The organism is Bacillus sp. FSL R5-0576, from assembly GCF_038004765.1.
GTDB lineage: Bacteria > Bacillota > Bacilli > Bacillales > Bacillaceae > Bacillus > Bacillus subtilis.
Map to the genome: position 1 here is coordinate 701,770 of NZ_JBBORU010000001.1, position 23,625 is coordinate 725,394.

General features: G+C 46.0%; 26 protein-coding genes and 1 pseudogene. 15 read left to right on the forward strand and 12 right to left on the reverse strand.

Going from position 1 to position 23,625, the window contains the following annotated elements; genetic code table 11:
- Positions 1 to 62: 62 nt before the first annotated feature.
- From yfmF to NX903_RS03555, 5 genes are all read right to left on the reverse strand, one after another.
- The gene (gene yfmF, locus NX903_RS03535) at positions 63 to 863 is read right to left on the reverse strand and encodes a Fe(3+)-citrate ABC transporter ATP-binding protein YfmF (protein WP_003233737.1); all 801 of its coding nucleotides are present in this window, start codon (positions 861 to 863) and stop codon (positions 63 to 65) included.
- A gap of 12 nt (positions 864 to 875) precedes the next feature.
- On the reverse strand, positions 876 to 1,877 hold the full coding sequence (gene yfmE, locus NX903_RS03540) for a Fe(3+)-citrate ABC transporter permease YfmE (RefSeq protein ID WP_086343565.1): 1,002 nt from the start codon (positions 1,875 to 1,877) through the stop codon (positions 876 to 878).
- A complete protein-coding gene (fecD, locus tag NX903_RS03545) occupies positions 1,874 to 2,875 on the reverse strand; it encodes a Fe(3+) dicitrate ABC transporter permease FecD (RefSeq protein ID WP_086343566.1) in 1,002 nt (333 codons plus the stop codon). The genes yfmE and fecD overlap by 4 nt, the downstream gene beginning before the upstream one ends.
- Positions 2,876 to 2,947: 72 nt before the next feature.
- Positions 2,948 to 3,895 carry a Fe(3+)-citrate ABC transporter substrate-binding protein YfmC gene (yfmC, locus tag NX903_RS03550; RefSeq protein ID WP_042978069.1) on the reverse strand — a complete coding sequence of 316 codons (948 nt, stop codon included), beginning with the start codon at positions 3,893 to 3,895 and terminating at the stop codon, positions 2,948 to 2,950.
- Positions 3,896 to 4,004: 109 nt separating this feature from the next.
- The gene (locus NX903_RS03555; protein ID WP_003233730.1) at positions 4,005 to 4,373 is read right to left on the reverse strand and encodes a YfmB family protein; all 369 of its coding nucleotides are present in this window, start codon (positions 4,371 to 4,373) and stop codon (positions 4,005 to 4,007) included.
- Between the two features lie 242 nt (positions 4,374 to 4,615).
- Here NX903_RS03555 and NX903_RS03560 point away from each other — a divergent pair, with 242 nt between their 5' ends.
- The 10 genes from NX903_RS03560 to nosA all read left to right on the forward strand — a co-directional run bounded on the left by NX903_RS03560 (position 4,616) and on the right by nosA (position 14,904).
- On the forward strand, positions 4,616 to 4,963 hold the full coding sequence (locus NX903_RS03560) for a general stress protein (RefSeq protein WP_003233729.1): 348 nt from the start codon (positions 4,616 to 4,618) through the stop codon (positions 4,961 to 4,963).
- Positions 4,964 to 5,153: 190 nt separating this feature from the next.
- A complete protein-coding gene (locus tag NX903_RS03565; protein ID WP_003244025.1) occupies positions 5,154 to 6,416 on the forward strand; it encodes a pectate lyase in 1,263 nt (420 codons plus the stop codon).
- Between the two features lie 126 nt (positions 6,417 to 6,542).
- Positions 6,543 to 7,979 (forward strand): anion permease, encoded by a 1,437-nt coding sequence (locus NX903_RS03570; RefSeq protein ID WP_015383080.1) that lies wholly within the window; start codon positions 6,543 to 6,545, stop codon positions 7,977 to 7,979.
- Between the two features lie 126 nt (positions 7,980 to 8,105).
- Complete coding sequence (gene yflR, locus NX903_RS03575; RefSeq protein WP_086343567.1) at positions 8,106 to 9,734, forward strand: two-component sensor histidine kinase CitS; 1,629 nt, start codon at positions 8,106 to 8,108, stop codon at positions 9,732 to 9,734.
- The gene (gene citT, locus NX903_RS03580; protein ID WP_086343568.1) at positions 9,706 to 10,386 is read left to right on the forward strand and encodes a two-component response regulator CitT; all 681 of its coding nucleotides are present in this window, start codon (positions 9,706 to 9,708) and stop codon (positions 10,384 to 10,386) included. The genes yflR and citT overlap by 29 nt, the downstream gene beginning before the upstream one ends.
- A 2-nt stretch (positions 10,387 to 10,388) precedes the next feature.
- The gene (locus NX903_RS03585; protein ID WP_029946126.1) at positions 10,389 to 11,348 is read left to right on the forward strand and encodes a tripartite tricarboxylate transporter substrate binding protein; all 960 of its coding nucleotides are present in this window, start codon (positions 10,389 to 10,391) and stop codon (positions 11,346 to 11,348) included.
- Between the two features lie 25 nt (positions 11,349 to 11,373).
- The gene (locus tag NX903_RS03590) at positions 11,374 to 11,499 is read left to right on the forward strand and encodes a hypothetical protein (RefSeq protein ID WP_003233716.1); all 126 of its coding nucleotides are present in this window, start codon (positions 11,374 to 11,376) and stop codon (positions 11,497 to 11,499) included.
- 43 nt (positions 11,500 to 11,542) lie between these two features.
- On the forward strand, positions 11,543 to 12,844 hold the full coding sequence (gene citM / locus NX903_RS03595) for a citrate transporter CitM (protein WP_003242978.1): 1,302 nt from the start codon (positions 11,543 to 11,545) through the stop codon (positions 12,842 to 12,844).
- A 55-nt stretch (positions 12,845 to 12,899) separates the two neighbouring features.
- Complete coding sequence (locus NX903_RS03600) at positions 12,900 to 13,694, forward strand: MBL fold metallo-hydrolase (RefSeq protein ID WP_015383086.1); 795 nt, start codon at positions 12,900 to 12,902, stop codon at positions 13,692 to 13,694.
- Positions 13,695 to 13,812: 118 nt separating this feature from the next.
- Positions 13,813 to 14,904 carry a nitric oxide synthase gene (nosA, locus tag NX903_RS03605; protein WP_042978077.1) on the forward strand — a complete coding sequence of 364 codons (1,092 nt, stop codon included), beginning with the start codon at positions 13,813 to 13,815 and terminating at the stop codon, positions 14,902 to 14,904.
- Here nosA and NX903_RS03610 read toward each other — a convergent pair.
- Positions 14,895 to 15,170 (reverse strand): acylphosphatase, encoded by a 276-nt coding sequence (locus NX903_RS03610; protein WP_003243829.1) that lies wholly within the window; start codon positions 15,168 to 15,170, stop codon positions 14,895 to 14,897. The genes nosA and NX903_RS03610 overlap by 10 nt on opposite strands.
- A 66-nt stretch (positions 15,171 to 15,236) precedes the next feature.
- On the opposite strand from NX903_RS03610, the gene NX903_RS03615 reads away from it, so the two are divergent.
- Positions 15,237 to 15,902, forward strand: a complete 666-nt coding sequence (locus tag NX903_RS03615) for an MOSC domain-containing protein (RefSeq protein WP_086343569.1) — start codon at positions 15,237 to 15,239, stop codon at positions 15,900 to 15,902.
- Positions 15,903 to 15,942: 40 nt separating this feature from the next.
- On the opposite strand, the gene NX903_RS03620 is transcribed toward NX903_RS03615, so the two are convergent.
- From NX903_RS03620 to map, 4 genes are all read right to left on the reverse strand, one after another.
- Complete coding sequence (locus NX903_RS03620; protein ID WP_003233704.1) at positions 15,943 to 16,080, reverse strand: YflJ family protein; 138 nt, start codon at positions 16,078 to 16,080, stop codon at positions 15,943 to 15,945.
- 156 nt (positions 16,081 to 16,236) lie between these two features.
- Positions 16,237 to 16,392: a hypothetical protein gene (locus NX903_RS03625; RefSeq protein ID WP_003244572.1), complete on the reverse strand. Its 156-nt coding sequence runs from the start codon at positions 16,390 to 16,392 to the stop codon at positions 16,237 to 16,239.
- Between the two features lie 106 nt (positions 16,393 to 16,498).
- Complete coding sequence (locus NX903_RS03630; protein ID WP_086343570.1) at positions 16,499 to 16,813, reverse strand: DUF3243 domain-containing protein; 315 nt, start codon at positions 16,811 to 16,813, stop codon at positions 16,499 to 16,501.
- 81 nt (positions 16,814 to 16,894) lie between these two features.
- Positions 16,895 to 17,644 (reverse strand): type I methionyl aminopeptidase, encoded by a 750-nt coding sequence (gene map, locus NX903_RS03635; RefSeq protein ID WP_003233698.1) that lies wholly within the window; start codon positions 17,642 to 17,644, stop codon positions 16,895 to 16,897.
- 171 nt (positions 17,645 to 17,815) lie between these two features.
- Between map and nagE the strand changes: the two genes are divergently transcribed.
- The gene (nagE, locus tag NX903_RS03640; protein WP_014479158.1) at positions 17,816 to 19,174 is read left to right on the forward strand and encodes an N-acetylglucosamine-specific PTS transporter subunit IIBC; all 1,359 of its coding nucleotides are present in this window, start codon (positions 17,816 to 17,818) and stop codon (positions 19,172 to 19,174) included.
- Positions 19,175 to 19,206: 32 nt separating this feature from the next.
- On the opposite strand, the gene ltaS is transcribed toward nagE, so the two are convergent.
- Complete coding sequence (gene ltaS / locus NX903_RS03645; protein WP_003233694.1) at positions 19,207 to 21,156, reverse strand: lipoteichoic acid synthase; 1,950 nt, start codon at positions 21,154 to 21,156, stop codon at positions 19,207 to 19,209.
- Between the two features lie 100 nt (positions 21,157 to 21,256).
- Here ltaS and NX903_RS03650 point away from each other — a divergent pair, with 100 nt between their 5' ends.
- From NX903_RS03650 to NX903_RS03660, 3 genes are all read left to right on the forward strand, one after another.
- A complete protein-coding gene (locus tag NX903_RS03650; RefSeq protein ID WP_086343571.1) occupies positions 21,257 to 21,394 on the forward strand; it encodes a hypothetical protein in 138 nt (45 codons plus the stop codon).
- 18 nt (positions 21,395 to 21,412) lie between these two features.
- The gene (locus tag NX903_RS03655; protein ID WP_086343572.1) at positions 21,413 to 21,805 is read left to right on the forward strand and encodes a DnaJ family domain-containing protein; all 393 of its coding nucleotides are present in this window, start codon (positions 21,413 to 21,415) and stop codon (positions 21,803 to 21,805) included.
- 124 nt (positions 21,806 to 21,929) lie between these two features.
- The gene (locus tag NX903_RS03660) at positions 21,930 to 23,345 is read left to right on the forward strand and encodes an alanine/glycine:cation symporter family protein (RefSeq protein ID WP_015252561.1); all 1,416 of its coding nucleotides are present in this window, start codon (positions 21,930 to 21,932) and stop codon (positions 23,343 to 23,345) included.
- Here NX903_RS03660 and NX903_RS03665 read toward each other — a convergent pair.
- Positions 23,342 to 23,606: pseudogene (locus NX903_RS03665) on the reverse strand (endospore germination permease); the annotation flags it as partial. The gene NX903_RS03660 and the pseudogene NX903_RS03665 sit on opposite strands and share 4 nt — an antisense overlap.
- Between the last annotated feature and the right edge of the window lie 19 nt (positions 23,607 to 23,625).

Below are 23,625 nucleotides of genomic sequence, written 5' to 3' on the forward strand. Positions count from 1 at the left end.
CAGGAGAGGAAATACAAAAGGTAAGCTGGCATACAAAAAAGGAGAGGGGGCTCCTCTCCTTTTCATTTCGCCCGTAATTTCGGGCACAGTCCCGTCGGCAGGCACATTGGCTTCTGGTCGATCGGGCTTCTCATGATGCAGCATTCCAAGCCGAAGACTTCACGGAAAAATGGCTGGGTGAACACATCTTCCGGTGTTCCGGCATTGTAGATTTTTCCGTCCAGCACACTGATCAGATAGTCAGCATATTGAGCGGCTTGGTTTAAATCATGGAGCACCATGACAACGGTGCGGCCATGGTCGCGGTTCAGCTTTTTCAGCAGTTCAAGCACTTCAATCTGGTGTGAGATGTCTAAATACGTGGTCGGCTCATCAAGCAAAAGCAAATCAGTGCCTTGCGCAAGTGCCATGGAAATCCAGGCTCTTTGTCTTTGGCCGCCTGAGAGGGCATCAAGTGTCCGATCCTTCAGTTCAATCATGCCCGTTGCTTCCAGTGCCCACTCTACCATGTCATGATCCTCTTGGGTATGCTTGGATAACAGCTTTTTGTGAGGATGTCTGCCAAAATAGCATAATTCCTCTACCGTCAATCCTTCAGGAGCCTGAGGAGATTGTGGAAGAATGGCCAGTTTTTTTGCGACTTCTTTTGATGGCTGGCGGTGGATGTCTTTTCCTTCTAGTAGCACTGTACCGCTTTTCGGGGCCATCAGCCTGGCGAGCGATTTGAGGATTGTTGATTTACCGCAGCCATTAGCGCCGATGAGCGCAGTGATTTTTCCTTCTTCTATCTTTAAATCGACTCCGTCAATAATCACTGTACTGTCATATGAAAGAGTGAGCTGGTCTGCAGCCAGTTTTCCCATGGTATCCTCTCCCTACTGTTTCCTCGCTTCGAATTTCAATAAATATAAGAAATAAGGCGCGCCGATCACGGCTGTCAGTATTCCGGCAGGTATTTCAACCGGAGGCATGATGCCGCGCCCTAACGTATCTGCAATTAATAATATAATAGCACCAATCAATGCCGATGCAGGCAGTAAATATTTAGCTTTTTCTCCGGTAAGCCGTCTGGCGATATGCGGAGCAAGCAAGCCGATAAAACCGATTGAGCCGACGACGGCTACACAGCTTCCCGCCAGCGCCACCGCGGTGAAAATCAGGATGAATCTCAGCCGGTTTGCGTTTTCTCCGAGACCCTGTGCAAGCTCATCCCCGAGTGACATAAGATCCAGCTTCGGTATGAGTATGCAGACGATCGGAAAAAGAATCAAAAGCCATGGCGCAAGCAGCTTGACTTCCTCCCAGTTTCTTCCCCAGAGGCTTCCTGTCAGCCAAATGAGTGCAGCATTCACGTCGCCTGGAAACTTGACCATCATATATTGCATTCCGGCGTGGCAGACCGCGCCTAAAGCAATGCCTGATAAAGCCAGTGAAGAGGGCTGAATGCTCTTTTTTCGGGCTATCATTAATAATAGTACAGCAATAATGGCGGCTCCGGCAAATGCGGAGAACGGAAGCACGTATACCGGCGACTCAGGAAAGATGAGAATCACAGCCATCGCTGCAAGTCCGGAGCCTTTTGAAATGCCGACAACGTCCGGGGAAGCGAGCGGATTTCGGATCACACCCTGTAAAATCGCTCCGGCAGCGGCAAGCCCAGCCCCGGCCAAAATCGCTAATATGATGCGGGGCAGACGATATTGCTGGGTGATAAATTCAAAGGAATGATCCAATCCCAGCAGATTCGTCACTACCGCATCAGGTGAAATGTATAATGCACCGATTCCAATGCTGATGACGGACAGAACGATCAAAATCACGGCCAATATGAGTATCGCCAGCAAGGGGCGTTTTTGTTTTCTGGTTGTTTTCTTCATTTCAGATGCCGCCCTTTCCTTGCCAAATATAAGAAAAACGGCGTTCCGATAATCGCGGTGACAATGCCGACCGGTGATTCATAAGGAAATGCAATCCATCTGGCCAGAACATCTGCGTACACCAGCAAAATGGCACCGAACAGTGCCGAAAACGGAAGCACGTATTGATAATGTTCTCCGATCAGCTTGCGGACAATATGCGGGACGAGCAGCCCGACAAAGCCAATCGGCCCGGCGACGGCTACGGAAGCGCCGGAAAGGATTAAAATAATCAAACTGATCAGAATCCGGATGCCGTTCATATTTTGTCCAAGCCCTTTTGCTGTTTCGTCTCCGAGACCGAGAACAGAAACAGAACCGGAAAATATGAGGGCAAGCCCGATGCCAATGACAGAAAACGGAGCGATGGTTATGACGTCCTGCCAGTTGCTGCCGTCGATTGCGCCTGTCATCCAGTACAGAACATCCTCACCTGACTCATTTAAAATAATGATGGCCTGTGTCATAGAGGAGAGGAACAAGTGCACGGCCATTCCTGACAGCGCCAGCTTGACAGGTGTCATTCCGCCGGATGAGGCAATCATATACACAATCGCGCCGCCTGCTGCCGCACCCGCAAAAGCGAATATAACAGATGAATAGGGCGATGCCGGCAGAATGACGAGAGAAGCAACGACAAAAAGCGATGCACCCGCATTCACACCGAAAATTTGGGGTGAAGCCAGAGGGTTTCTGGTCATAGCCTGCATCAGCGCCCCTGCTACAGCTAGGCTGGCGCCGACAAAAACGCCGATTAATGTGCGGGGAAGGCGAAGAGTAGAGATGATGAGCTGTTCCTTTGAACCGTCCCATACAAAAAGATATTTCAATGAATCTATGATGCCGATGTCTGAGGCTCCTACTGAAAGATTCAGCCCAAGCCCAAATATAAAAATAATCAGTGCAATGATGAACATCATCAGTCTTGATGATGAGCGCCGTTTGGCTGAATGATACAACAGTCTCACTTCCTTACTGCGTCTGGTTGCAAAAACGAAGAAGCAAGGATTTCCCCTCGCTTCTCATTTGTCCTATTTATTATACACTTTTTTAAGCACATCTTTGGCGCTTGTTTCACTAGACTTGATGCCTCTGAATCTTGTCCAAGTGTCACGGTCCGCATCATAGACTTGTCCATTTTTCACCGCTTTGAGATTTTTCCAGAGCGGGTTCGTTTTCCACTCGTCTACAATGGTTTTACCTTCGTTGGCTGAGATGAACAAAATATCAGGATCGATTTTGCTCAATTGCTCGAGGCTGACCTCTTGATAGGCGTTATCTGACTTCACAGCGTGTGTAAAGCCTAGCATTTTAAAGATTTCTCCGTCATAGGATGATGATGTATGAAGCTGGAAGGAATCCGCTCTTGCAACGCCGAGAACGATGTTGCGGTTTTCATCTTTCGGAAGTTCGGCTTTTAGATCGTTGATGACTTTTTTGTGCTCGGCAAGCTTTTCTTTTCCTTCATCTTCTTTATTTAATGCTTTAGCAATGGTCGTAAAGCTGTCGATCGTTTCGTCATATGTCGCTTCACGGCTTTTTAATTCAATCGTCGGGGCGATTTTTTTCAGCTGTTTATAAATGTTTTTATGGCGCTCAGCGTCAGCGATGATTAAATCAGGCTTCAAGGAACTGATGACCTCAAGATTGGGTTCGCTGCGTGTGCCTACAGATGTGTAATCAATGGAGCTGCCGACAAGCTTTTTAATCATATCTTTTTTGTTGTCATCGGCGATGCCCACCGGCGTAATGCCGAGATTGTGAACGGCATCCAAGAATGAAAGCTCAAGCACAACCACCCGCTTAGGTGTGCCGCTTACTGTCGTTTTTCCTTCTTCGTCATGGATCACTCTGGAATCCTTAGACTTGCTTTCGCCGCTTCCGTTGTTATTCTGGCTTGATGAACAGCCGGATACAATGAGGCAGGCGAGCAATAAAACACTCATGATGGCAATCAACTTGTTAGAATAGGTGCGCATGTCATTCTTCCTTTTTTCAGATTTAGTAATGAGAATCATTATCACATGTAACACTATAATAGCATGGCTTATCATGTCAATATTTTTTTAGTAAAGAAAGCTGCGTTTTTTACTGCTTTCTCATGAAAGCATCATCAGACACAAATAAGTGGTATGCAGCGTTACCGTGTCTTCGAGACAAAAACGCATGGGCGTTGGCTTTAGAGGTTTCGAACATATCAGCAGTGACATAAGGAAGGAGAGTGCTGAGATAACCGGACAATTTCTTTTCTATTTCATCTGTTAGTGCAAATTCAATGTCGCCGATATTCATGATAATCGAGAAAACAAAGTCGATATCGATATGAAAATGTTCCTCGGCAAAAACCGCAAGCTCGTGAATTCCTGGTGAACATCCGGCACGCTTATGGAAAATCTGTTTGACTAAATCACTCACAATCCAAGCATTGTATTGCTGTTCTGGTGAAAAATATTGCATTAGACATACCTCCTGCTCGTACGGATAAAGGCAGCATTTCATGGTCGTGTGCTCCGTGCAGCGGCTTCTCTTTAATTTTGACTTTTCTGAAAATGGTCCCGTTCCTATCACTTTACCATGGACGGAAAATAAATAGCTACTACCATTCTTCCTGTTTTTCTATTCAATGTTCTGGAATCTGTTTCAGGTACAGACGATCGGGTATGGAAGAAATATAGAAAACATGAAGGAGGAATATCGACATGAAACCAGTTGTAAAAGAGTATACAAATGACGAACAGCTCATGAAGGATGTAGAGGAATTACAGAAAATGGGTGTTGCGAAAGAGGATGTATACGTCTTAGCTCACGACGATGACAGAACGGAACGCCTGGCAGACAACACGAATGCCAATACGATCGGAGCCAAAGAAACAGGTTTCAAGCACGCGGTGGGAAATATCTTCAATAAAAAAGGAGACGAGCTCCGCAATAAAATTCACGAAATCGGTTTTTCTGAAGATGAAGCCGCTCAATTTGAAAAACGCTTAGATGAAGGAAAAGTGCTTCTCTTTGTGACAGATAACGAAAAAGTGAAAGCTTGGGCATAAAGCAAAGAAAAAACCAAAAGGCCAATGTCGGCCTTTTGGTTTTTTTGCGGTCTTTGCGGTGGTATTTTGCAGAATGCCGCAATAGGATAGCGGAACATTTTCGGTTCTGAATGTCCCTCAATTTGCTATTATATTTTTGTGATAAATTGGAATAAAATCTCGCAAAATAGAAAATGGGGGTACATAGTGGATGAAAAAAGTGATGTTAGCTACGGCTCTGTTTTTAGGATTGACGCCAGCTGGCGCGAACGCAGCTGATTTAGGCCACCAGACGTTGGGATCCAATGATGGATGGGGCGCGTACTCGACTGGCACGACAGGCGGATCAAAAGCATCGTCCTCAAATGTGTATACCGTCAGCAACAGAAACCAGCTTGTCTCGGCATTAGGGAAGGAAACGAATACAACGCCAAAAATCATTTATATCAAGGGAACGATTGACATGAACGTGGATGACAATCTGAAGCCGCTTGGTCTAAATGACTATAAAGATCCGGAGTATGATTTGGACAAATATTTGAAAGCCTATGATCCTAGCACATGGGGCAAAAAAGAGCCGTCGGGAACACAAGAAGAAGCGAGAGCACGCTCTCAGAAAAACCAAAAAGCACGGGTCATGGTGGATATTCCTGCAAACACGACGATCGTCGGTTCAGGGACTAACGCTAAAGTCGTGGGCGGAAACTTCCAAATCAAGAGTGATAACGTCATTATTCGCAACATTGAATTCCAGGATGCCTATGACTATTTTCCGCAATGGGATCCGACTGACGGAAGCTCAGGGAACTGGAACTCACAATACGACAACATCACGATAAACGGCGGCACACACATCTGGATTGATCACTGTACATTTAATGACGGTTCGCGTCCGGACAGCACATCACCGAAATATTATGGAAGAAAATATCAGCACCATGACGGCCAAACGGATGCTTCCAACGGTGCTAACTATATCACGATGTCCTACAACTATTATCACGATCATGATAAAAGCTCCATTTTCGGATCAAGTGACAGCAAAACCTCCGATGACGGCAAATTAAAAATTACGCTGCATCATAACCGCTACAAAAATATTGTCCAGCGCGCGCCGAGAGTCCGCTTCGGGCAAGTGCACGTATACAACAACTATTATGAAGGAAGCACAAGCTCTTCAAGTTATCCTTTCAGCTATGCATGGGGAATCGGAAAGTCATCTAAAATCTATGCCCAAAACAATGTCATTGACGTACCGGGACTGTCAGCTGCTAAAACGATCAGCGTATTCAGCGGGGGAACGGCTTTATATGACTCCGGCACGTTGCTGAACGGCACACAGATCAACGCATCGGCTGCAAACGGGCTGAGCTCTTCTGTTGGCTGGACGCCGTCTCTGCATGGATCGATTGATGCTTCTGCTAATGTGAAATCAAATGTTATAAATCAAGCGGGTGCGGGTAAATTAAATTAAGAAAGTGAAAAACACAAAGGGTGCTAACCTTTGTGTTTTTTAATTAATTAAAATGTTTATTAACTTAGTTAAGGAGTAGAATGGAAAAGGGGATCGGAAAACAAGTATATAGGAGGAGACCTATTTATGGCTTCAGAAAAAGACGCAGGAAAACAGTCAGCAGTAAAGCTTGTTCCATTGCTTATTACTGTCGCTGTGGGACTAATCATCTGGTTTATTCCCGCTCCGTCCGGACTTGAACCTAAAGCTTGGCATTTGTTTGCGATTTTTGTAGCGACAATTATCGGCTTTATCTCCAAGCCCTTGCCAATGGGTGCAATTGCAATTTTTGCATTGGCGGTTACTGCACTAACTGGAACACTATCCATTGAGGATACATTAAGCGGATTCGGGAATAAGACCATTTGGCTTATCGTTATCGCATTCTTTATTTCCCGGGGATTTATCAAAACCGGGCTCGGTGCGAGAATTTCGTATGTATTCGTTCAGAAATTCGGGAAAAAAACCCTTGGACTTTCTTATTCACTGCTATTCAGTGATTTAATACTTTCACCTGCTATTCCAAGTAATACGGCGCGTGCAGGAGGCATTATATTTCCTATTATCAGATCATTATCCGAAACATTCGGATCAAGCCCGGCAAATGGAACAGAGAGAAAAATCGGTGCATTCTTATTAAAAACCGGTTTTCAGGGGAATCTGATCACATCTGCTATGTTCCTGACAGCGATGGCGGCGAACCCGCTGATTGCCAAGCTGGCCCATGATGTCGCAGGGGTGGACTTAACATGGACAAGCTGGGCAATTGCCGCGATTGTACCGGGACTTGTAAGCTTAATCATCACGCCGCTTGTGATTTACAAGCTGTATCCGCCGGAAATCAAAGAAACACCGGATGCGGCGAAAATCGCAACAGAAAAACTGAAAGAAATGGGACCGTTCAAAAAATCAGAGCTTTCCATGGTTATCGTGTTTCTTTTGGTGCTCGTGCTGTGGATTTTTGGCGGCAGCTTCAACATCGACGCAACCACAACCGCATTGATCGGTTTGTCCGTTCTCTTATTATCACAAGTTCTGACTTGGGATGATATTAAGAAAGAACAGGGCGCTTGGGATACGCTCACTTGGTTTGCGGCGCTTGTCATGCTCGCCAACTTCTTGAATGAATTAGGCATGGTGTCTTGGTTCAGTAATGCCATGAAATCATCCGTATCAGGGTTCTCTTGGATTGTGGCATTCATCATTTTAATTGTTGTGTATTATTACTCTCACTATTTCTTTGCAAGTGCGACAGCCCACATTAGTGCGATGTATTCAGCATTTTTGGCTGTCGTCGTGGCAGCGGGCGCACCGCCGCTTTTAGCAGCGCTGAGCCTCGCGTTCATCAGTAACCTGTTCGGGTCAACGACTCACTACGGTTCTGGAGCGGCTCCGGTCTTCTTCGGAGCAGGCTACATCCCGCAAGGCAAATGGTGGTCCATCGGATTTATCCTGTCGATTGTTCATATCATCGTATGGCTTGTGATCGGCGGATTATGGTGGAAAGTACTAGGAATATGGTAGAAAGAAAAAGGCAGACGCGGTCTGCCTTTTTTTATTTTCACTCCTTCGTAAGAAAATGGATTTTGAAAAATGAGAAAATTGCCTGTGAAAAATGGTATGATCTAGGTAGAAAGGACGGCTGGTGCTGTGGTGAAAAAGCGGTTCCATTTTTCCCTGCAAACAAAAATAATGGGGCTGATTGCGGCTCTGCTGGTCTTTGTCATTGGTGTGCTGACCATTACGTTAGCCGTTCAGCATACACAGGGAGAACGGAGACAGGCAGAGCAGCTGGCGGTTCAAACAGCGAGAACCATTTCCTATATGCCGCCGGTTAAAGAGCTCATTGAGAGAAAAGGCGGACATGCGGCTCAGACGCAAGAGGTCATTGAACAAATGAAAGAACAGACTGGCGCGTTTGCCATTTATGTTTTGGACGAAAAAGGAGACATTCGCAGCGCCTCTGGAAAAAGCGGATTAAAGAAACTGGAGCGCAGCAGAGAAATTTTGTTTGGCGGTTCGCATGTTTCTGAAACAAAAGCGGATGGACGAAGAGTGATCAGAGGGAGCGCGCCGATTATAAAAGAACAAAAGGGATACAGCCAAGTGATCGGCAGCGTGTCTGTTGATTTTCTGCAAACGGAGACAGAGCAAAGCATCAAAAAGCATTTGAGAAATTTGAGTGTGATTGCTGTGCTTGTACTGCTGCTCGGATTTATTGGCGCCGCCGTGCTGGCGAAAAGCATCAGAAAGGATACGCTCGGGCTTGAGCCGCATGAGATCGCGGCTCTATATCGTGAGAGAAACGCAATGCTTTTCGCGATTCGAGAAGGGATTATTGCCACCAATCGTGAAGGCGTCGTCACCATGATGAACGTATCGGCGGCCGAGATGCTGAAGCTGCCCGAGCCTGTGATCCATCTTCCTATAGATGATGTCATGCCGGGAGCAGGGCTGATGTCTGTGCTTGAACAAGGAGAAATGCTGCCGAACCAGGAGGTAAGCGTCAACGATCAAGTGTTTATTATCAATACGAAAGTGATGAATCAAGGAGGGCAGGCGTATGGGATTGTCGTCAGCTTCAGGGAGAAAACAGAGCTGAAGAAACTGATCGACACATTGACAGAGGTTCGCAAATATTCTGAGGATCTCAGGGCGCAGACTCATGAATTTTCAAATAAGCTTTATGCGATTTTAGGGCTGCTTGAACTTGGGGAGTATGATGAAGCCATTGATCTGATTAAAGAGGAATATGCGATGCAAAATGAACAGCATGATCTTTTATTCCATAACATTCATTCGCAGCAGGTGCAGGCCATTTTGTTAGGGAAAATAAGCAAGGCATCGGAAAAGAAGGTCAAGCTGGTGATTGATGAGAACAGCTCACTCGCGCCTCTTCCTGCGCATATCGGCTTGTCCCATCTTATTACGATTATTGGCAATTTAATTGATAACGCTTTCGAAGCTGTAGCGGAGCAAAGCGTGAAGGAAGTTTTGTTTTTTATCACGGATATGGGCCATGACATTGTCATTGAAGTATCAGACACAGGGCCCGGTGTGCCGCCAGATAAGATGGAAGAAGTGTTTGAGAGAGGCTATTCTTCAAAGGGGATGAGGAGAGGCTACGGTCTGGCCAATGTGAAAGACTCAGTGCGTGAACTGGGCGGCTGGATCGAACTGGCGAATCAAAAAACTGGCGGGGCGGTATTCACTGTGTTTATACCAAAGGAGAAACAAAGGGGGAATCCATTTGATTCACATCGCGATTGCGGAGGATGATTTTCGAGTTGCGCAAATCCATGAGAGATTGATCAAACAGCTTGATGGATTCAAGATTATCGGCAAGGCGGCTAACGCAAAAGAGACATTGGCGCTTTTGAAGGGACACAAGGCTGATTTGCTTCTGCTGGATATTTATATGCCGGACGAGCTTGGGACCGCGTTGATTCCTGAAATACGAAGCCGATTTCCTGAAGTGGACATTATGATTATCACAGCGGCAACAGAAACCCGGCATTTGCAGGAAGCGCTAAGGGCAGGAATTGCCCACTATTTGATCAAACCCGTAACGGCTGACAAGTTCAGGCAGGTGCTGCTTCAGTATAAAGAAAAAAGGAAGCTGCTCATGTCTCAGCCGGAGGTCAGCCAAGCCATGATCGACCATATTTTTGGGAACAGTGTGAAGACAGCTTTGCCGGCAGAGGATTTGCCGACTGGCATTAATTCGATTACACTGCGAAAAATTAAGGAAGCGCTTCAGACTGCGTCAGAAGGATTGACAGCGGAGGAACTTGGGGAAAAAATGGGGGCGTCACGAACAACTGCCCGCCGTTATGCCGAGTACCTTGTGTCAAAGGAAGAAGCAAGAGCCGAGCTTGAATACGGGATTATCGGCAGGCCGGAGAGAAAATATTATTTGGCGGCGGATTAGATATGAAAAAATCTATAATCCTATTGATTATTCTATTGATCTTTATGCAGGGTGATATCAGGCAGGCGGCTGCGCCGCGCCTGCCGGACGGGCCGATAGAAATTGTCGTCCCTGCCGAACCTTCTGGCGGCTGGGATGTCACAGCGCAGGCGATCCAATCTGTTTTGAGGCAGAAGCAGATCGTGAAGGGTGATGTTCATATCGTCTATAAATCCGGCGGCGGGGGAGAGAAAGGCTGGAAATATGTCAACAAAAGCAGCAAACAAACCATCAGCATGACGTCCAGCCTAATATTGAGCAATGATCTTCTCGGGCAAAGCAAATTAAAAATGGCCGATTTTACTCCGCTCGCCATTCTCTCCAAGGAATGGCAGACGGTTGCATTGCCAAAAGGATCAGCGTTAACAAATGGCAAGGATGTGCTGAATGAGATCAACATGCATCCCGGCAAGGTGAGAATCGGCTTTGCCCCGGGGTTTGGCAATGATGATCAGCTCTCGTTCGTCAGAGCGGCAGATATGTACGGCATTGACCCGTTTGACATTCAATTCTCACAGTATGACAGCAGTGAACAGCTCATTCAGGCGCTGATCAGACATGAGATAGAAGCAGCTTCCATGACCCTTTCTGAAGCGAAACCATATGAACGAAACGGCGATATCACGTTAGCCGCTGTAACGTCTGATAAAAGACTTCCCGGTTTTCCAAATGTACCGACGTGGAAGGAGCAGGGAATCCCGTTTGTTTTTTCTCATTGGAGAGGGATTTTGGGCCCGAAAAATATGTCTGAGGAAGAGATTTCTTACTGGGATCAAGCGCTAAAGAAGGTCACCTCTTCACCTGAATGGAAGCGGAAAATAAACGAACAGGACTGGGAAAGCTTTTATTTAAACAGCAGGGAAACGAAACGGTTTTTAGAAGAGCAATCTGCTTTTTATCAAAGCATCATGACAGGAAATTAAGATCCCGGCATCCCGGGATTTTTTCATGCCGAAAATTGATCAAAAAGAACAAAACGGTTTTAAAAAATTAAAAATACAAAAAAACCAAATTATTTACTTGCGGTTGGTTTTCCCATACGATGGCAAAAAGGCAAGACAAAAAGGGGAGTAAGGGAGAAAAAAATGTAAGCGGATTCATTTAAGGGGGAATGGATGTGTTAGCAATCTTAGGCTTTCTCATGATGCTTGTGTTTATGGCATTGATCATGACAAAACGGCTTTCTGTTTTAACAGCATTGGTTTTGACGCCGATTGTGTTTGCGCTTATCGCCGGATTTGGATTTACTGAAGTTGGGGACATGATGATTTCCGGGATTCAGCAAGTCGCGCCGACTGCGGTCATGATTATGTTTGCGATCTTATATTTTGGAATTATGATTGATACAGGCCTGTTTGATCCAATGGTTGGCAAAATTTTAAGCATGGTCAAAGGAGACCCTTTAAAAATTGTTGTCGGGACAGCGGTTCTTACAATGCTCGTCGCCTTGGACGGAGATGGCTCGACAACGTACATGATTACGACAAGCGCCATGCTTCCGCTCTATTTGCTGCTAGGCATCCGGCCAATTATCCTGGCGGGAATCGCGGGAGTCGGCATGGGAATCATGAACACGATTCCATGGGGCGGTGCGACGCCGAGGGCGGCGAGTGCGCTGGGGGTTGATCCAGCTGAGCTTACAGGTCCGATGATTCCTGTTATTGCAAGCGGGATGCTTTGTATGGTGGCGGTTGCGTATGTGCTTGGAAAAGCGGAACGAAAGCGCCTTGGTGTGATTGAACTGAAACAGCCAGCCAATGCCAATGAACCGGCGGCTGCGGTTGAAGATGAGTGGAAGCGGCCGAAACTTTGGTGGTTCAATTTATTGTTAACGCTTTCTTTAATAGGATGTTTAGTATCGGGTAAAGTCAGTTTAACCGTACTGTTTGTCATTGCGTTTTGTATTGCGCTGATTGTGAATTATCCCAATCTCGAGCATCAGAGACAGCGCATCGCGGCGCATTCCAGCAACGTGCTGGCTATCGGTTCAATGATTTTTGCCGCGGGGGTGTTCACGGGGATTTTGACAGGCACGAAAATGGTTGATGAAATGGCGATCTCGCTCGTGTCCATGATACCGGAACAAATGGGCGGATTGATCCCGGCGATCGTTGCTTTAACAAGCGGCATTTTCACATTCTTGATGCCGAATGACGCGTATTTCTACGGGGTGCTGCCGATTTTATCAGAAACAGCTGTCGCATACGGTGTGGATAAAGTGGAAATTGCCAGAGCCTCTATTATCGGCCAGCCGATTCATATGCTGAGTCCGCTTGTGCCATCCACTCATTTGCTTGTCGGACTCGTCGGAGTTTCTATTGATGACCATCAAAAATTCGCATTGAAATGGGCGGTTCTCGCAGTGATCGTCATGACGGCTATCGCTCTATTGATCGGTGCGATCTCTATTTCCGTATGATAATTCAGGCGTAATGACACACACTAACGGCATACAACATTCCGGAGGTGTCATTATGAGTGATCCTTATATGCCGCTGACTTCAGTCAGAAGCGGAACGGGGTTCGAAGCGGCAAAAGGGGTGCACGGCCTGACTGTGCAAATTGCGAATGTCTATTTTATTCAGCTGCCTTCTGAACCTCACTCATTTGTTTTAATTGATGCCGGCATGCCTCAATCAGCCGGCATGATTGTCAATGAAGCCAAACAAAGATTCGGTGAAGGGTTTCAGCTGAAGGCGATTATCCTCACACACGGGCACTTTGACCATATTGGGGCAATCGAAGAGATCCTTGAGCATTGGGATGTGCCTGTTTATGTCCATTCTCGGGAAATGCCTTATGTAACAGGTAAAGAGGATTATCCTCCGGCTCGTCCTGACAGCAAGAGCGGGCTGGTCGCCAAGCTGTCGCCGCTGTTTCCGCGGCACTCCATCGATATTTCCTCACATGTCCAGGCACTGCCGGAAGACGGTTCAGTTCCTTTTCTTGACGAGTGGATGTGGATCGCGACACCAGGACACACGCCGGGCCATATTTCGTTATTCCGCGATGACGGCCGCGTGCTTGTAGCAGGTGATGCTGTTATTACAGTGGAACAGGAGAAAATGGCTGACGTCTTGATACAAAAACAGGAGCTTCACGGTCCGCCGGCTTATTTCACGCCTGACACAGAGACGGCCGCGGAGTCCATTCTGAAGCTGGCCGGTCTTGAACCGGAAGCGTTATTGACAGGGCACGGCATACCGATGACCGGCAAAAACTTTCGAAGTGACTTAACTGAATTGGCAAATCGGTTATCGTCTATTTGACACCCGCACCACGCGGGTGTTTTTTATTGTTTTCCAGGAAGTTGCAGAAAAATCATTTGTCTTGCCGCTTAAAAACGATACAATGAAAAGCATGAAGTGATGTGAAGGGGAGAGTTTGTTGGAAGAAAAAGAAATACTCTGGAACGAAGCGAAAGCGTTTATTGCCGCATGCTATCAGGAATTGGGAAAGGAGGAGGAAGTGAAAGACCGTCTCGAGGACATTAAAAGTGAAATTGACCTGACCGGAAGCTATGTACATACGAAGGAAGAGCTGGAGCACGGAGCGAAAATGGCTTGGAGAAACAGCAATCGCTGCATCGGCAGATTGTTCTGGAATTCGCTGAATGTTATCGACAGACGAGACGTCCGGACGAAGGAGGAAGTGCGTGACGCCCTCTTTCACCATATTGAAACCGCCACCAATAACGGAAAAATCAGACCGACCATTACGATTTTCCCTCCGGAAGAGAAGGGTGAAAAGCAAGTCGAGATCTGGAATCATCAGCTGATCCGGTATGCTGGATATGAGTCAGACGGAGAAAGAATCGGCGACCCGGCTTCCTGTTCCCTGACAGCAGCTTGCGAAGAGTTCGGCTGGCGCGGAGAGCGAACGGATTTTGACCTGCTGCCGCTCATTTTTCGCATGAAAGGCGACGAGCAGCCTGTCTGGTATGAGCTGCCGCGTTCACTTGTGATCGAGGTTCCAATCACACATCCGGACATCGAGACGTTTTCTGATTTGGAGCTGAAGTGGTACGGCGTGCCTATTATTTCTGATATGAAGCTTGAGGTCGGGGGCATTCATTATAATGCCGCGCCATTTAACGGCTGGTATATGGGCACGGAGATCGGAGCGAGAAACCTCGCAGATGAAAAGCGGTACGACAAGCTCAAAAAAGTAGCGTCCGTGATCGGCATCGCCGCTGATTACAATACGGATTTATGGAAGGATCAAGCGCTAGTTGAATTGAATAAAGCTGTGCTGCACTCGTATAAAAAGCAGGGTGTCAGCATCGTTGACCATCATACAGCGGCAAGCCAGTTTAAACGGTTTGAAGAACAGGAGGAAGAAGCGGGCAGAAAGCTGACGGGGGACTGGACGTGGCTGATTCCGCCAATTTCACCCGCTGCCACTCATATCTTCCACCGCTCCTATGATAACTCAATCGTTAAGCCGAACTATTTTTATCAAGATAAGCCTTATGAGTAAACAATAGAAAATCGATGATGGCCTTCAAGGCTGCGGGATTCAGTCACAGAGATGTCGGTAACCTTTGAGAAAGGGCTTCCGTTCTTTACAGCCTCAACAAACGATTGCAGGGCGTTTTCCGGACCCTCTGCCAAAATCTCGACACGCCCGTCATCACGGTTTTTGACCCAGCCGGCCAGTTTTCGCTTATCAGCTTCCATTTGAACAAAATAGCGAAAGCCCACACCTTGAACCCGGCCGTCTACAATGATTCGGTATTGAAGCATGTAAAAACCACCTTTTCTTTTTATGATAATCAATCATTTTACAACCTGTAAAGGGGATGTGTTTGTATGAAACCAGAGCGCTATTCAGTTCTTTCTCTTAATCTGGGAAAACCGCAGACGCTTGAATATGACGGAAAGAAAATCGAAACCGGCATCATGAAGCGGCCGGCTGAATCAGCCGTCATGCTGTATCGGGAGAATTTTGAAGGAGACGGACAGGCGGACCTTGTCAACCATGGCGGACCTGATAAGGCTGTCTGTGTCTACCCGGCGGAGCATTATCCGTTTTGGGAAGAGTTCCTTTCAAGACCGCTGTCAAATGCCGCATTTGGAGAAAATCTGACGGTCGCGGGCCTGACTGAGGAGAATGTTTGCATCGGGGATGTGTTCAGGCTTGATGAAGCTGTTGTTCAGGTCAGCCAGCCGCGCCAGCCGTGTGTAAAGCTGGCGAAAAAGTTTGGTGTAAAAGAAATCGTGCTGAAGGTCCAGCAAACCGGCTATACAGGGTTTTATTTTCGCGTGCTGGAGGAGGGCAGGGTGTCTCCCGGCGCGAACCTTGAATTGCTGTCCAGAGGAGAGAAAGGCATATCCGTCCAGTTCGCCAACCGCATCAACTACCATGATGCAAAAAATCTCACCGCCATTGAACGGATTTTAAGTGAGGCTGCACTATCGGAAAGCTGGAGAGCGTCCTTTATGAAAAAAAAGGACAGGCTGCAGCCGGTTGAATAGAAAAAAGCCGCGCATATCAACGTGCGCGGCTTTGCCATATTTAAGATTGTTTTTTCTTTGATTCAAGCAGGTTGGCAAGAAAATAGGTTTTATAGCTTTGAAGCTTTCTTCCTTCATGGTGCGTGATCCCCTGCTTTTTTAGTTCTGCCACATACCAGCCTTTACTGCCGTAATGCATGTCAGAAAACTCCTTTCCCTATCTGATTTCGAAACGATTGGCATTGTAACATCTATAAAAAGATGCTGAAAAGAGATGCGGGGAAAACTGAGCCTTTCGCACTAGATGTACGAATGTTCTTCTGTATGTATATGCGGAGCAAAAGCCGAATATGATTTAATGGCCGGTTAGTTTGATCATGACAACGCCAAATGTCATAATGGCGAAAACAATGCCGATATATGTGAGCATCCCGTTTTTTTTCTTAACGCCGTAAACGGTCATAATGATGCCTTCAATGAAAAAAATGATGCCGAAAATAATAAACCACATGCAGATAAAGGCTCCTTTCACAGACATAATAGTAGTGTAGCATATCTGAAAGAGCCGGGCTGTGACAATATCAAGAAAGCCGGGCGCATATCGCCCGGCTCATGTTTTATTGTTTATCAACCAATTTGACCAGAAGCTGTGCCAAATGTTCTTTCTCACCTTCGTCTGCAACGCTCCAAAGCTCTTGCAGCAGCATTTCTTCACCGTTTTGCGGCTCTTCATGCTTTGCGAGGTAGTCTCCCAAGATCGCAGCGCTTTTTACAAGCTTGCCGTCATCCAATCCCAGCTTTTTGCCTCGGTTGACTTGTTTTTTCAGGTAGCCTTTAAATTCATCAAAGTCTTTTAAAATGTCTTCTTTTATTGTGCCATGCATCGCGTTCATTTCGTTTTCAATTTGGATTTTTTCTTGATCTCTGTTCATTGCAAGACCTCCTCGTGCAGAATAATGATGTTTTACCTGCTATTGGAGGAGGTTAAACCTGCCGGAAGCCCGGAATGTGTTTTACAGTTTCGTCAGGATAATCGGTTCATCTTTTGTGATGACGATCGTGTGTTCAACTTGGGCAACCATGCTTTTATCCGGCGTCTTGAACGTCCAGCCGTCTCCAGCTTCAACAATCGTTTCTGCTTTCGTTGAAATAAACGGTTCAAGCGCGATGACTGTGCCATTTTTGAACAGTGCGTTATCAAACGGATCATAATAGTTCATGATGTGATTCGGCGCTTCATGCAGGCTTCGTCCGATTCCGTGGCCGGTCAGGGTTTTGATGACGGTAAAGCCTTGAGAGCGTGCTTCATGATAAACGGCTCTTCCGATCTGGTTTTGGCGCTTGCCCGCTTTTGCCTGCTGAAGCCCCTTTTGAAAAGCGTTTTCCGCGCATTGGCAAAGCTTATGAAGGCGTTCTTCTCCTTCACCGAGCACAAATGAGATGCCTGTGTCGGAATAGAACCCGCCAAATTCAGCGGAGATGTCGATGTTGACAAGATCCCCTGCTTTTAAAATTTTGGATGTGCTTGGTATGCCGTGAGCCACTTCATCATTTACGCTGATGCATGTCACACCTGGAAAATCATATTCCTTCTCAGGAGCTGAAACGGCGCCGTGCTCATCAAGCACAGCTTTTCCGATAAGGTCAAGGTCTTTTGTGCTCATGCCGGGCTCTGCCTTCCGCTTCATTTCTTCACGCGCAAGCGCGACGATTCTTCCGATTTTTTTCAGGCCTTCTAATTCTTGATCGTTTGTTACAATCATCTGTCATTCCCGCTTTCTTTTTAAATAATCTAGATTAAGCTTACCACAACTGTCTTAAAAATAGGAAACACACGGACCTGGGAAAAAAGAAATACCCCCGGGAAAATTGGTATAGATCACTAGATATCTTATATGGTATATTTGAAAAAAAAGGGTATGAGGGGGATGGGTATGCTTTCATTTTTACAAAAACTCGGGAAGTCATTTATGCTCCCGATTGCAGTTCTGCCTGCGGTTGGAATTATCCTTGCGCTTGGCAGAGAGGATGTATTTAATATCCCGTTTGTCTATCAGGCGGGGACGGCGGTTTTTGATCATCTGCCGCTTATTTTTGCGATCGGAATTGCCATCGGCATTTCAAAAGACAGCAATGGGGCCGCGGGTTTATCAGGGGCGATATCGTATCTGATGCTTGACGCGGCAACAAAGACAATTGATAAAACAAATAACATGGCGGTGTTTGGGGGAATTATTGCCGGTTTAATTGCCGGTTACACCTATAACCGCTTCAAGGATACCAAGCTGCCTGAATATCTCGGGTTCTTCAGCGGCAGACGGCTTGTGCCGATTATAACAGCCATTATTACGATCATTTTAGCGGGCATATTCGGAGTCGTCTGGCCGCCGATTCAATCGTGTATAAACTCGTTTGGAGAGTGGATGCTCGGGCTCGGCGGCATCGGGGCAGGCATATTCGGCCTTTTCAACAGGCTGTTAATTCCGCTTGGCCTTCACCATGTGCTGAACAATATTTTCTGGTTCCAATTTGGAGAATATAACGGAGTGACAGGGGATTTGGCGCGCTTTTTCGCGAAAGATCCGACAGCGGGCACATATATGACGGGATTCTTCCCAATCATGATGTTCGGTCTTCCGGCGGCGTGTCTGGCTATGGTTGTGACTGCGAAGCCGTCTAAACGGAAAGCGACGGCTGGAATGATGATTGGGTTTGCTTTAACGGCGTTTATCACAGGAATTACGGAACCGATTGAGTTTGCATTTATGTTTTTATCTCCGCTTTTATACGCTGTTCACGCGGTCTTAACCGGGTTATCTTTATTTATCGTCAACTGGCTCGGCATCCGTTCAGGCTTCTCTTTTTCAGCCGGAGCTATCGATTATGTGCTCAGCTATGGAATCGCGGAAAAACCGCTGCTTCTGCTTTTGGTAGGTATATGCTATGCAGCGGTATACTTTATCGTGTTTTATGTACTGATTAAGGCTTTGAATTTAAAAACGCCTGGACGGGAAGACGATGATGTGGATGAAGTGCTGGATGAAAATACTGTTCAGGATGTAAATGAAAACATCATGCTGAAAGGGCTCGGCGGAAAAGAAAACCTTCAAACCATTGATCATTGCGCCACAAGGCTGCGACTGACTGTGAAGGATACCGCTTTGGTGGATGAAGCGCTGCTAAAGAAAGCAGGCGCAAAAGGGGTTGTCAAATCAGGGGGGCAATCGGTTCAAGTCATTATTGGCCCGAATGTGGAATTTGCGGCGGAAGAATTGAGAGCTGCTGTCAAATAAAAAAGCGGAGAGGGCAACCTCTCCGCTTTTTCTTATTTATCTTCGTTATCCTTTGACGTTTCGGAAGAATCTTCGTCATGTTTTGTGTAATCATAATCAGAAGGATTCACCTTCTTAAAACCTTTCGGCTCGTAGAACCGCAGCAGGTCTCCGTTTATGATTTTATCGGACATTTCAAGTTCCTTCTTGACGAGCGAGTCTTCTGACTTGTCGACTTCGGATTCATCGAGTTCTTTTCCGGTTTTCGTGTCGTAATACTTACCGGATATTTTCGTGTACTTCGGTGAAATAAAGTCTCCGTTTCGGAACGGAATCACTTCACGGTGTTCTTTCGATAAAATATCAGAACCGGACATCAGATAGTCCTTCGTATCCACTCCGAGCAGATGCAGAATGGTAGGAGCCACATCAACGTCTCCGGCATATTTATGAACTTTCTCGCCCTTCACGCCGGCAGCGTGGATAAAGAGCGGCACCCGTTGAAGCTGGGCGTTGTCGTAATCAGTGATTTCATCCTTGCCAAGCACTTTCGCCATCGCTTTATTGTGGTTTTCAGAGATGCCGTAGTGGTCTCCGTACATCACAATAATCGATTTATCATATAACCCGTCTTTTTTCAGATCATTGAAGAATTGTTCAATGGACTGATCAAGGTAATGGGCTGACTGGAAGTAGTTATCGACGACAGAGTCACCAAAGTCTCCAGCCGGGAAGTCTGTATCCCCCTCATCCATTCCGAATGGGAAGTGGTTGGAAAGGGTAATGAACTTCGTATAGAACGGCTGCGGCAGGCTTTCCAGCAGCGGCATTGATTCTTTGAAGAACGGTTTGTCTTTCATGCCGTAGTTTTTCGTGTTTTCTTCGTTCATGTCATAGTAGGCAGAATCAAAGAATTTATCAATGCCTTCCGCTTTGTACATTTCGTTACGGTTCCAGAACGTCTGCGTGTTCCCGTGGAAAGTAGCAGATGTGTAATTCTTAGACTTCAGAATCGCCGGAACGGATTGCAGCGTGTTTTGCGCTTTGTTTACGAAAACTGAACCTTGAGCCAGCGGGTACAGAGAGTTTTCCATCATAAATTCAGCATCAGATGTTTTGCCTTGTCCCGTTTGGTGGAAAAAGTTATCAAAGTAGAACGTTTCGTTATCATGTGCCAGTTTATTTAAGAACGGTGTCACTTCTTTGCCGTCAATTTTATAGTCGATGATAAATGACTGCAAAGATTCAAGTGAAACGTAAATGACGTTTTTTCCTTCCGCTTTGCCGAAATACACGTTATTCGGCACATCGTAATTGGCTTTCATGTAGTTTTCTACTTCCGTTACGTCGCTGGAATCGGCAAGCGCGCGCTGGCTGTTGGACTTGATATTCTGTACAGCGTCATAAATCGTGAAATTGTATGTTCCCAAGTATTTCACAAGATAGTTCCGGTCGAATGATCTTGTCAGCAATTCAGGACGGTCTGATTCCGCAACTGCCAGGTTGATCAAGAACACAAGAATTGAAGACGCAAAAATAATTCGGAACGATTTTTTGCTTGACGTTTCGGCAGGCTTGTTTACTTTGATCGCCAAGATGATCAGGATGATCGTATCGATAAAGTAAAAGGCGTCAGTCGGTCTCATCAGCGAAAATGCGCTGTCACCGAGTTGGCCGCCGTTTGTTTTAGCCTGCATAATGACCGGAATTGTAATAAAATCATTGAAAAATCTGTAGTACACAATGTTGGCGTACAGTAAAAAAGACATTAAAAAATGAATCACTATAATGGCTGTCTGCTGTAATTTTTTCTTGAACAAGAGTCCAAAGCCAAGAAAGAACAAGCTTGAGCTAAGAGGATTCACAAAAAGCAATATTTTTTGTATCGTGTTGTCTATTCCTAAGTTGAAGTTCAGGACATAACCGACATACGTTTTGATCCATAACAGGACGACCGCAATTAAGAAGAAGGCCAGTCCTCTTTCTTTTATAAATGTTTTCATTGTTACACTCCTTTTTTCCGATCCAGTTCGAGCGAAACGATAGAAAAAACGAACGTATCCAATATAACACGAATCAGCAGATTAGAAAAGTGAAAATCGTATGATGGAGAAAGTGGCGAAAAACGCCGTCGAATCAACGTTTCGCTTTGATATTACCAAATGTAAAACAAGGTATCTTTCTAGAAATAAAGGAATAAAATGGTACATCGGGAATTGTATGATAAAATATAAGGTATAGATAAAAAGAGGTGAAATGATGGATTTTTCCCATATTGTGTCTGAAGATAAAATTAAGCGCGCCATCAAAGACGGGGACTTTCAAAACCTCCCGGGAATGGGGAAGCCGCTGCCGAAGGATGACGCGGCACACTTGCCGGAATCGCTGCGCATGGGCTATCGTATTTTGAAAAACGCGGGAATGGCAGAGGACGAGGGCGCTCTCAAAAAAGAGCTTATGACCATCGACCATTTAATCGAAAAGTGCTATGACGAAAAAGAACGCGAGCAATTAATCAGGAAAAAATCTGAAAAGCAATTGCTGCTTGATAAGCTTGTCGACAAAAAAGGCATGTTTTCAAAGCCAGCATCCGCTTTTTATAAGAATAAAGTATATGACCGGCTTGAACGGAACAGACCTTCTTCCAGCTGATTTGTCTTGTCTGCAGGATGGCGATTGATAAAAGCCATCCTTTTTATGTTCCAAGTTCTATATCAAAAGGTTTATGTTTTTCCATCTATGGGAAATGACCCATAAACGAAAAAAGGGTGATGGGATGGAACGTCTATTAGTATGGATAGAGCATATATCTGATTGGCTGTGGGGGCCGCCGCTAATCATCCTGCTGACGGGGACGGGGTTGTATTTCACTATTTTGCTGAAAGGTTTTCAATTTCGCTATCCTTTATACATTTTCAAACAGACTATCGGCAGCGTAGGAAAAAAGCCGAAGGGAGAGGGCACAGTCACACCGCTTCAGGCATTGACCTCAGCCCTCAGTTCAACGATCGGTGCAGCGAACATTGTCGGTGTGCCCGCCGCTATTATGTTTGGAGGACCAGGAGCGGTTTTTTGGATGTGGCTTATTGCCTTATTTGCCATGGCGATTAAGTTTTCTGAAAGTGTTCTTGCTGTTCATTACAGAGAAAAAAATGAGCAGGGTGAATACGTCGGGGGACCGATGTATTACATAACAAAAGGGCTGCGCATGAAATGGCTCGGCGTATTCTTCTCTGTTGCGCTGATTGTGGAGCTGATTCCCAGCATTATGGTTCAGGGAAATTCGGTTTCAGTCTCGCTTGCCGAGACGTTTTCTTTCAATAAAATATACGCAGGAATCGGAATTGCATTTTTGATTGGGTTAGTGGTGATAGGAGGGGTAAAGCGGATCGGAAAAGTAACAGAGTTTGTCGTGCCTCTTATGGCAGGGGCATACGCAGGTGCCGGTCTCCTGATTGTTCTCATGAATCTATCATCAGTGCCGGCGTTTTTCTCTCTCGTCTTTTCAAATGCGTTTACCTCTTCTTCAGCAGTTGGAGGGTTCGCAGGTGCTGCGTTGGCGGAAACCGTTCGCTGGGGATTTGCCCGCGGGCTTTATTCTAATGAAGCCGGAATGGGAACAGCCCCGATTGCACATGCGGCAGCAATGACTGATCATCCTGTGCGGCAAGGGTTTTGGTCTGTGATCGGCATTGTCATTGACACCTTGATCATCTGCACGACCACCGCTTTTGTCGTTCTTGCATCTGGTGTCTGGACAGGGAAGAACGCCTCAATTGACCCGGCAGCACTGACGACGGCTGCATTTCAGCATTATTTCGGTTCTGGCGGAGGGTACTTCGTTTCGGTTTCCCTAGTCTTCTTTGTCGTATCAACCATTATGGTTGTCATTTTTTACGGTGTAAAGCAAGCTGAATTTCTGTTCGGGCGGCTGGCAGGACACGTGATTAAATTCGTTTATTTAGCGGCTATTATCATAGGTGCCGCAGGCGGAGCAAAAGCCATTTGGGGCTTTTTGGACTTAGCATTGGCTTTTATTCTCGTTCCAAATGTGATTGCGCTGTTGTTATTGAGCAGAAAGGTAAAAGCGCTGTACACCGAATTCTTTACATCTGAACAGTACTACCTGAAAGATATAAGAAAAACAAAACAGAATCCTGTTTATCAAACAAAAGAAGCTAAAAATTCCTAGTGCTTTGCTTTGGCGCTGAACAACGCTTTGCTTTTTATGATCAAATAAATGAGTAAAGGCAGCAAAATAGAAATCACTTCATTAATGATTGGTTTGATTCTGTTAAAGTCGAAGCTGATTTGTATGTAAGAAGAACCAAAAGCTGCCGGTTGGTGTATACATGGCTTTCGGGTCGTTTTTAGAGCGATAGGCTGTACCACGATACTTCACTATAATGACGGAAATCCAAAAGGCCGTGATGATCAGGCCTGAACGATCCAAGATACAATCATTACCATGG

What these genes read in the sequence shown, in the direction of transcription:
- NX903_RS03585 (WP_029946126.1), top strand. Translation starts at nt 10,389, where the DNA reads ATGAAAAAATCTATAATCCTATTGATTATTCTATTGATCTTTATGCAG.
- yfmC (WP_042978069.1), bottom strand. Translation starts at nt 3,895, where the DNA reads ATGCGCACCTATTCTAACAAGTTGATTGCCATCATGAGTGTTTTATTG.
- NX903_RS03590 (WP_003233716.1), top strand. Translation starts at nt 11,374, where the DNA reads ATGCCGAAAATTGATCAAAAAGAACAAAACGGTTTTAAAAAATTAAAA.
- NX903_RS03560 (WP_003233729.1), top strand. Translation starts at nt 4,616, where the DNA reads ATGAAACCAGTTGTAAAAGAGTATACAAATGACGAACAGCTCATGAAG.
- NX903_RS03625 (WP_003244572.1), bottom strand. Translation starts at nt 16,392, where the DNA reads ATGTGGTTTATTATTTTCGGCATCATTTTTTTCATTGAAGGCATCATT.
- NX903_RS03615 (WP_086343569.1), top strand. Translation starts at nt 15,237, where the DNA reads ATGAAACCAGAGCGCTATTCAGTTCTTTCTCTTAATCTGGGAAAACCG.
- ltaS (WP_003233694.1), bottom strand. Translation starts at nt 21,156, where the DNA reads ATGAAAACATTTATAAAAGAAAGAGGACTGGCCTTCTTCTTAATTGCG.
- NX903_RS03650 (WP_086343571.1), top strand. Translation starts at nt 21,257, where the DNA reads ATGATGGAGAAAGTGGCGAAAAACGCCGTCGAATCAACGTTTCGCTTT.
- NX903_RS03610 (WP_003243829.1), bottom strand. Translation starts at nt 15,170, where the DNA reads ATGCTTCAATACCGAATCATTGTAGACGGCCGGGTTCAAGGTGTGGGC.
- nagE (WP_014479158.1), top strand. Translation starts at nt 17,816, where the DNA reads ATGCTTTCATTTTTACAAAAACTCGGGAAGTCATTTATGCTCCCGATT.
- NX903_RS03555 (WP_003233730.1), bottom strand. Translation starts at nt 4,373, where the DNA reads ATGCAATATTTTTCACCAGAACAGCAATACAATGCTTGGATTGTGAGT.
- yfmF (WP_003233737.1), bottom strand. Translation starts at nt 863, where the DNA reads ATGGGAAAACTGGCTGCAGACCAGCTCACTCTTTCATATGACAGTACA.
- map (WP_003233698.1), bottom strand. Translation starts at nt 17,644, where the DNA reads ATGATTGTAACAAACGATCAAGAATTAGAAGGCCTGAAAAAAATCGGA.
- NX903_RS03660 (WP_015252561.1), top strand. Translation starts at nt 21,930, where the DNA reads ATGGAACGTCTATTAGTATGGATAGAGCATATATCTGATTGGCTGTGG.
- NX903_RS03620 (WP_003233704.1), bottom strand. Translation starts at nt 16,080, where the DNA reads ATGCATTACGGCAGTAAAGGCTGGTATGTGGCAGAACTAAAAAAGCAG.
- NX903_RS03655 (WP_086343572.1), top strand. Translation starts at nt 21,413, where the DNA reads ATGGATTTTTCCCATATTGTGTCTGAAGATAAAATTAAGCGCGCCATC.
- NX903_RS03565 (WP_003244025.1), top strand. Translation starts at nt 5,154, where the DNA reads ATGAAAAAAGTGATGTTAGCTACGGCTCTGTTTTTAGGATTGACGCCA.
- NX903_RS03630 (WP_086343570.1), bottom strand. Translation starts at nt 16,813, where the DNA reads ATGAACAGAGATCAAGAAAAAATCCAAATTGAAAACGAAATGAACGCG.
- yfmE (WP_086343565.1), bottom strand. Translation starts at nt 1,877, where the DNA reads ATGAAGAAAACAACCAGAAAACAAAAACGCCCCTTGCTGGCGATACTC.
- NX903_RS03570 (WP_015383080.1), top strand. Translation starts at nt 6,543, where the DNA reads ATGGCTTCAGAAAAAGACGCAGGAAAACAGTCAGCAGTAAAGCTTGTT.
- NX903_RS03600 (WP_015383086.1), top strand. Translation starts at nt 12,900, where the DNA reads ATGAGTGATCCTTATATGCCGCTGACTTCAGTCAGAAGCGGAACGGGG.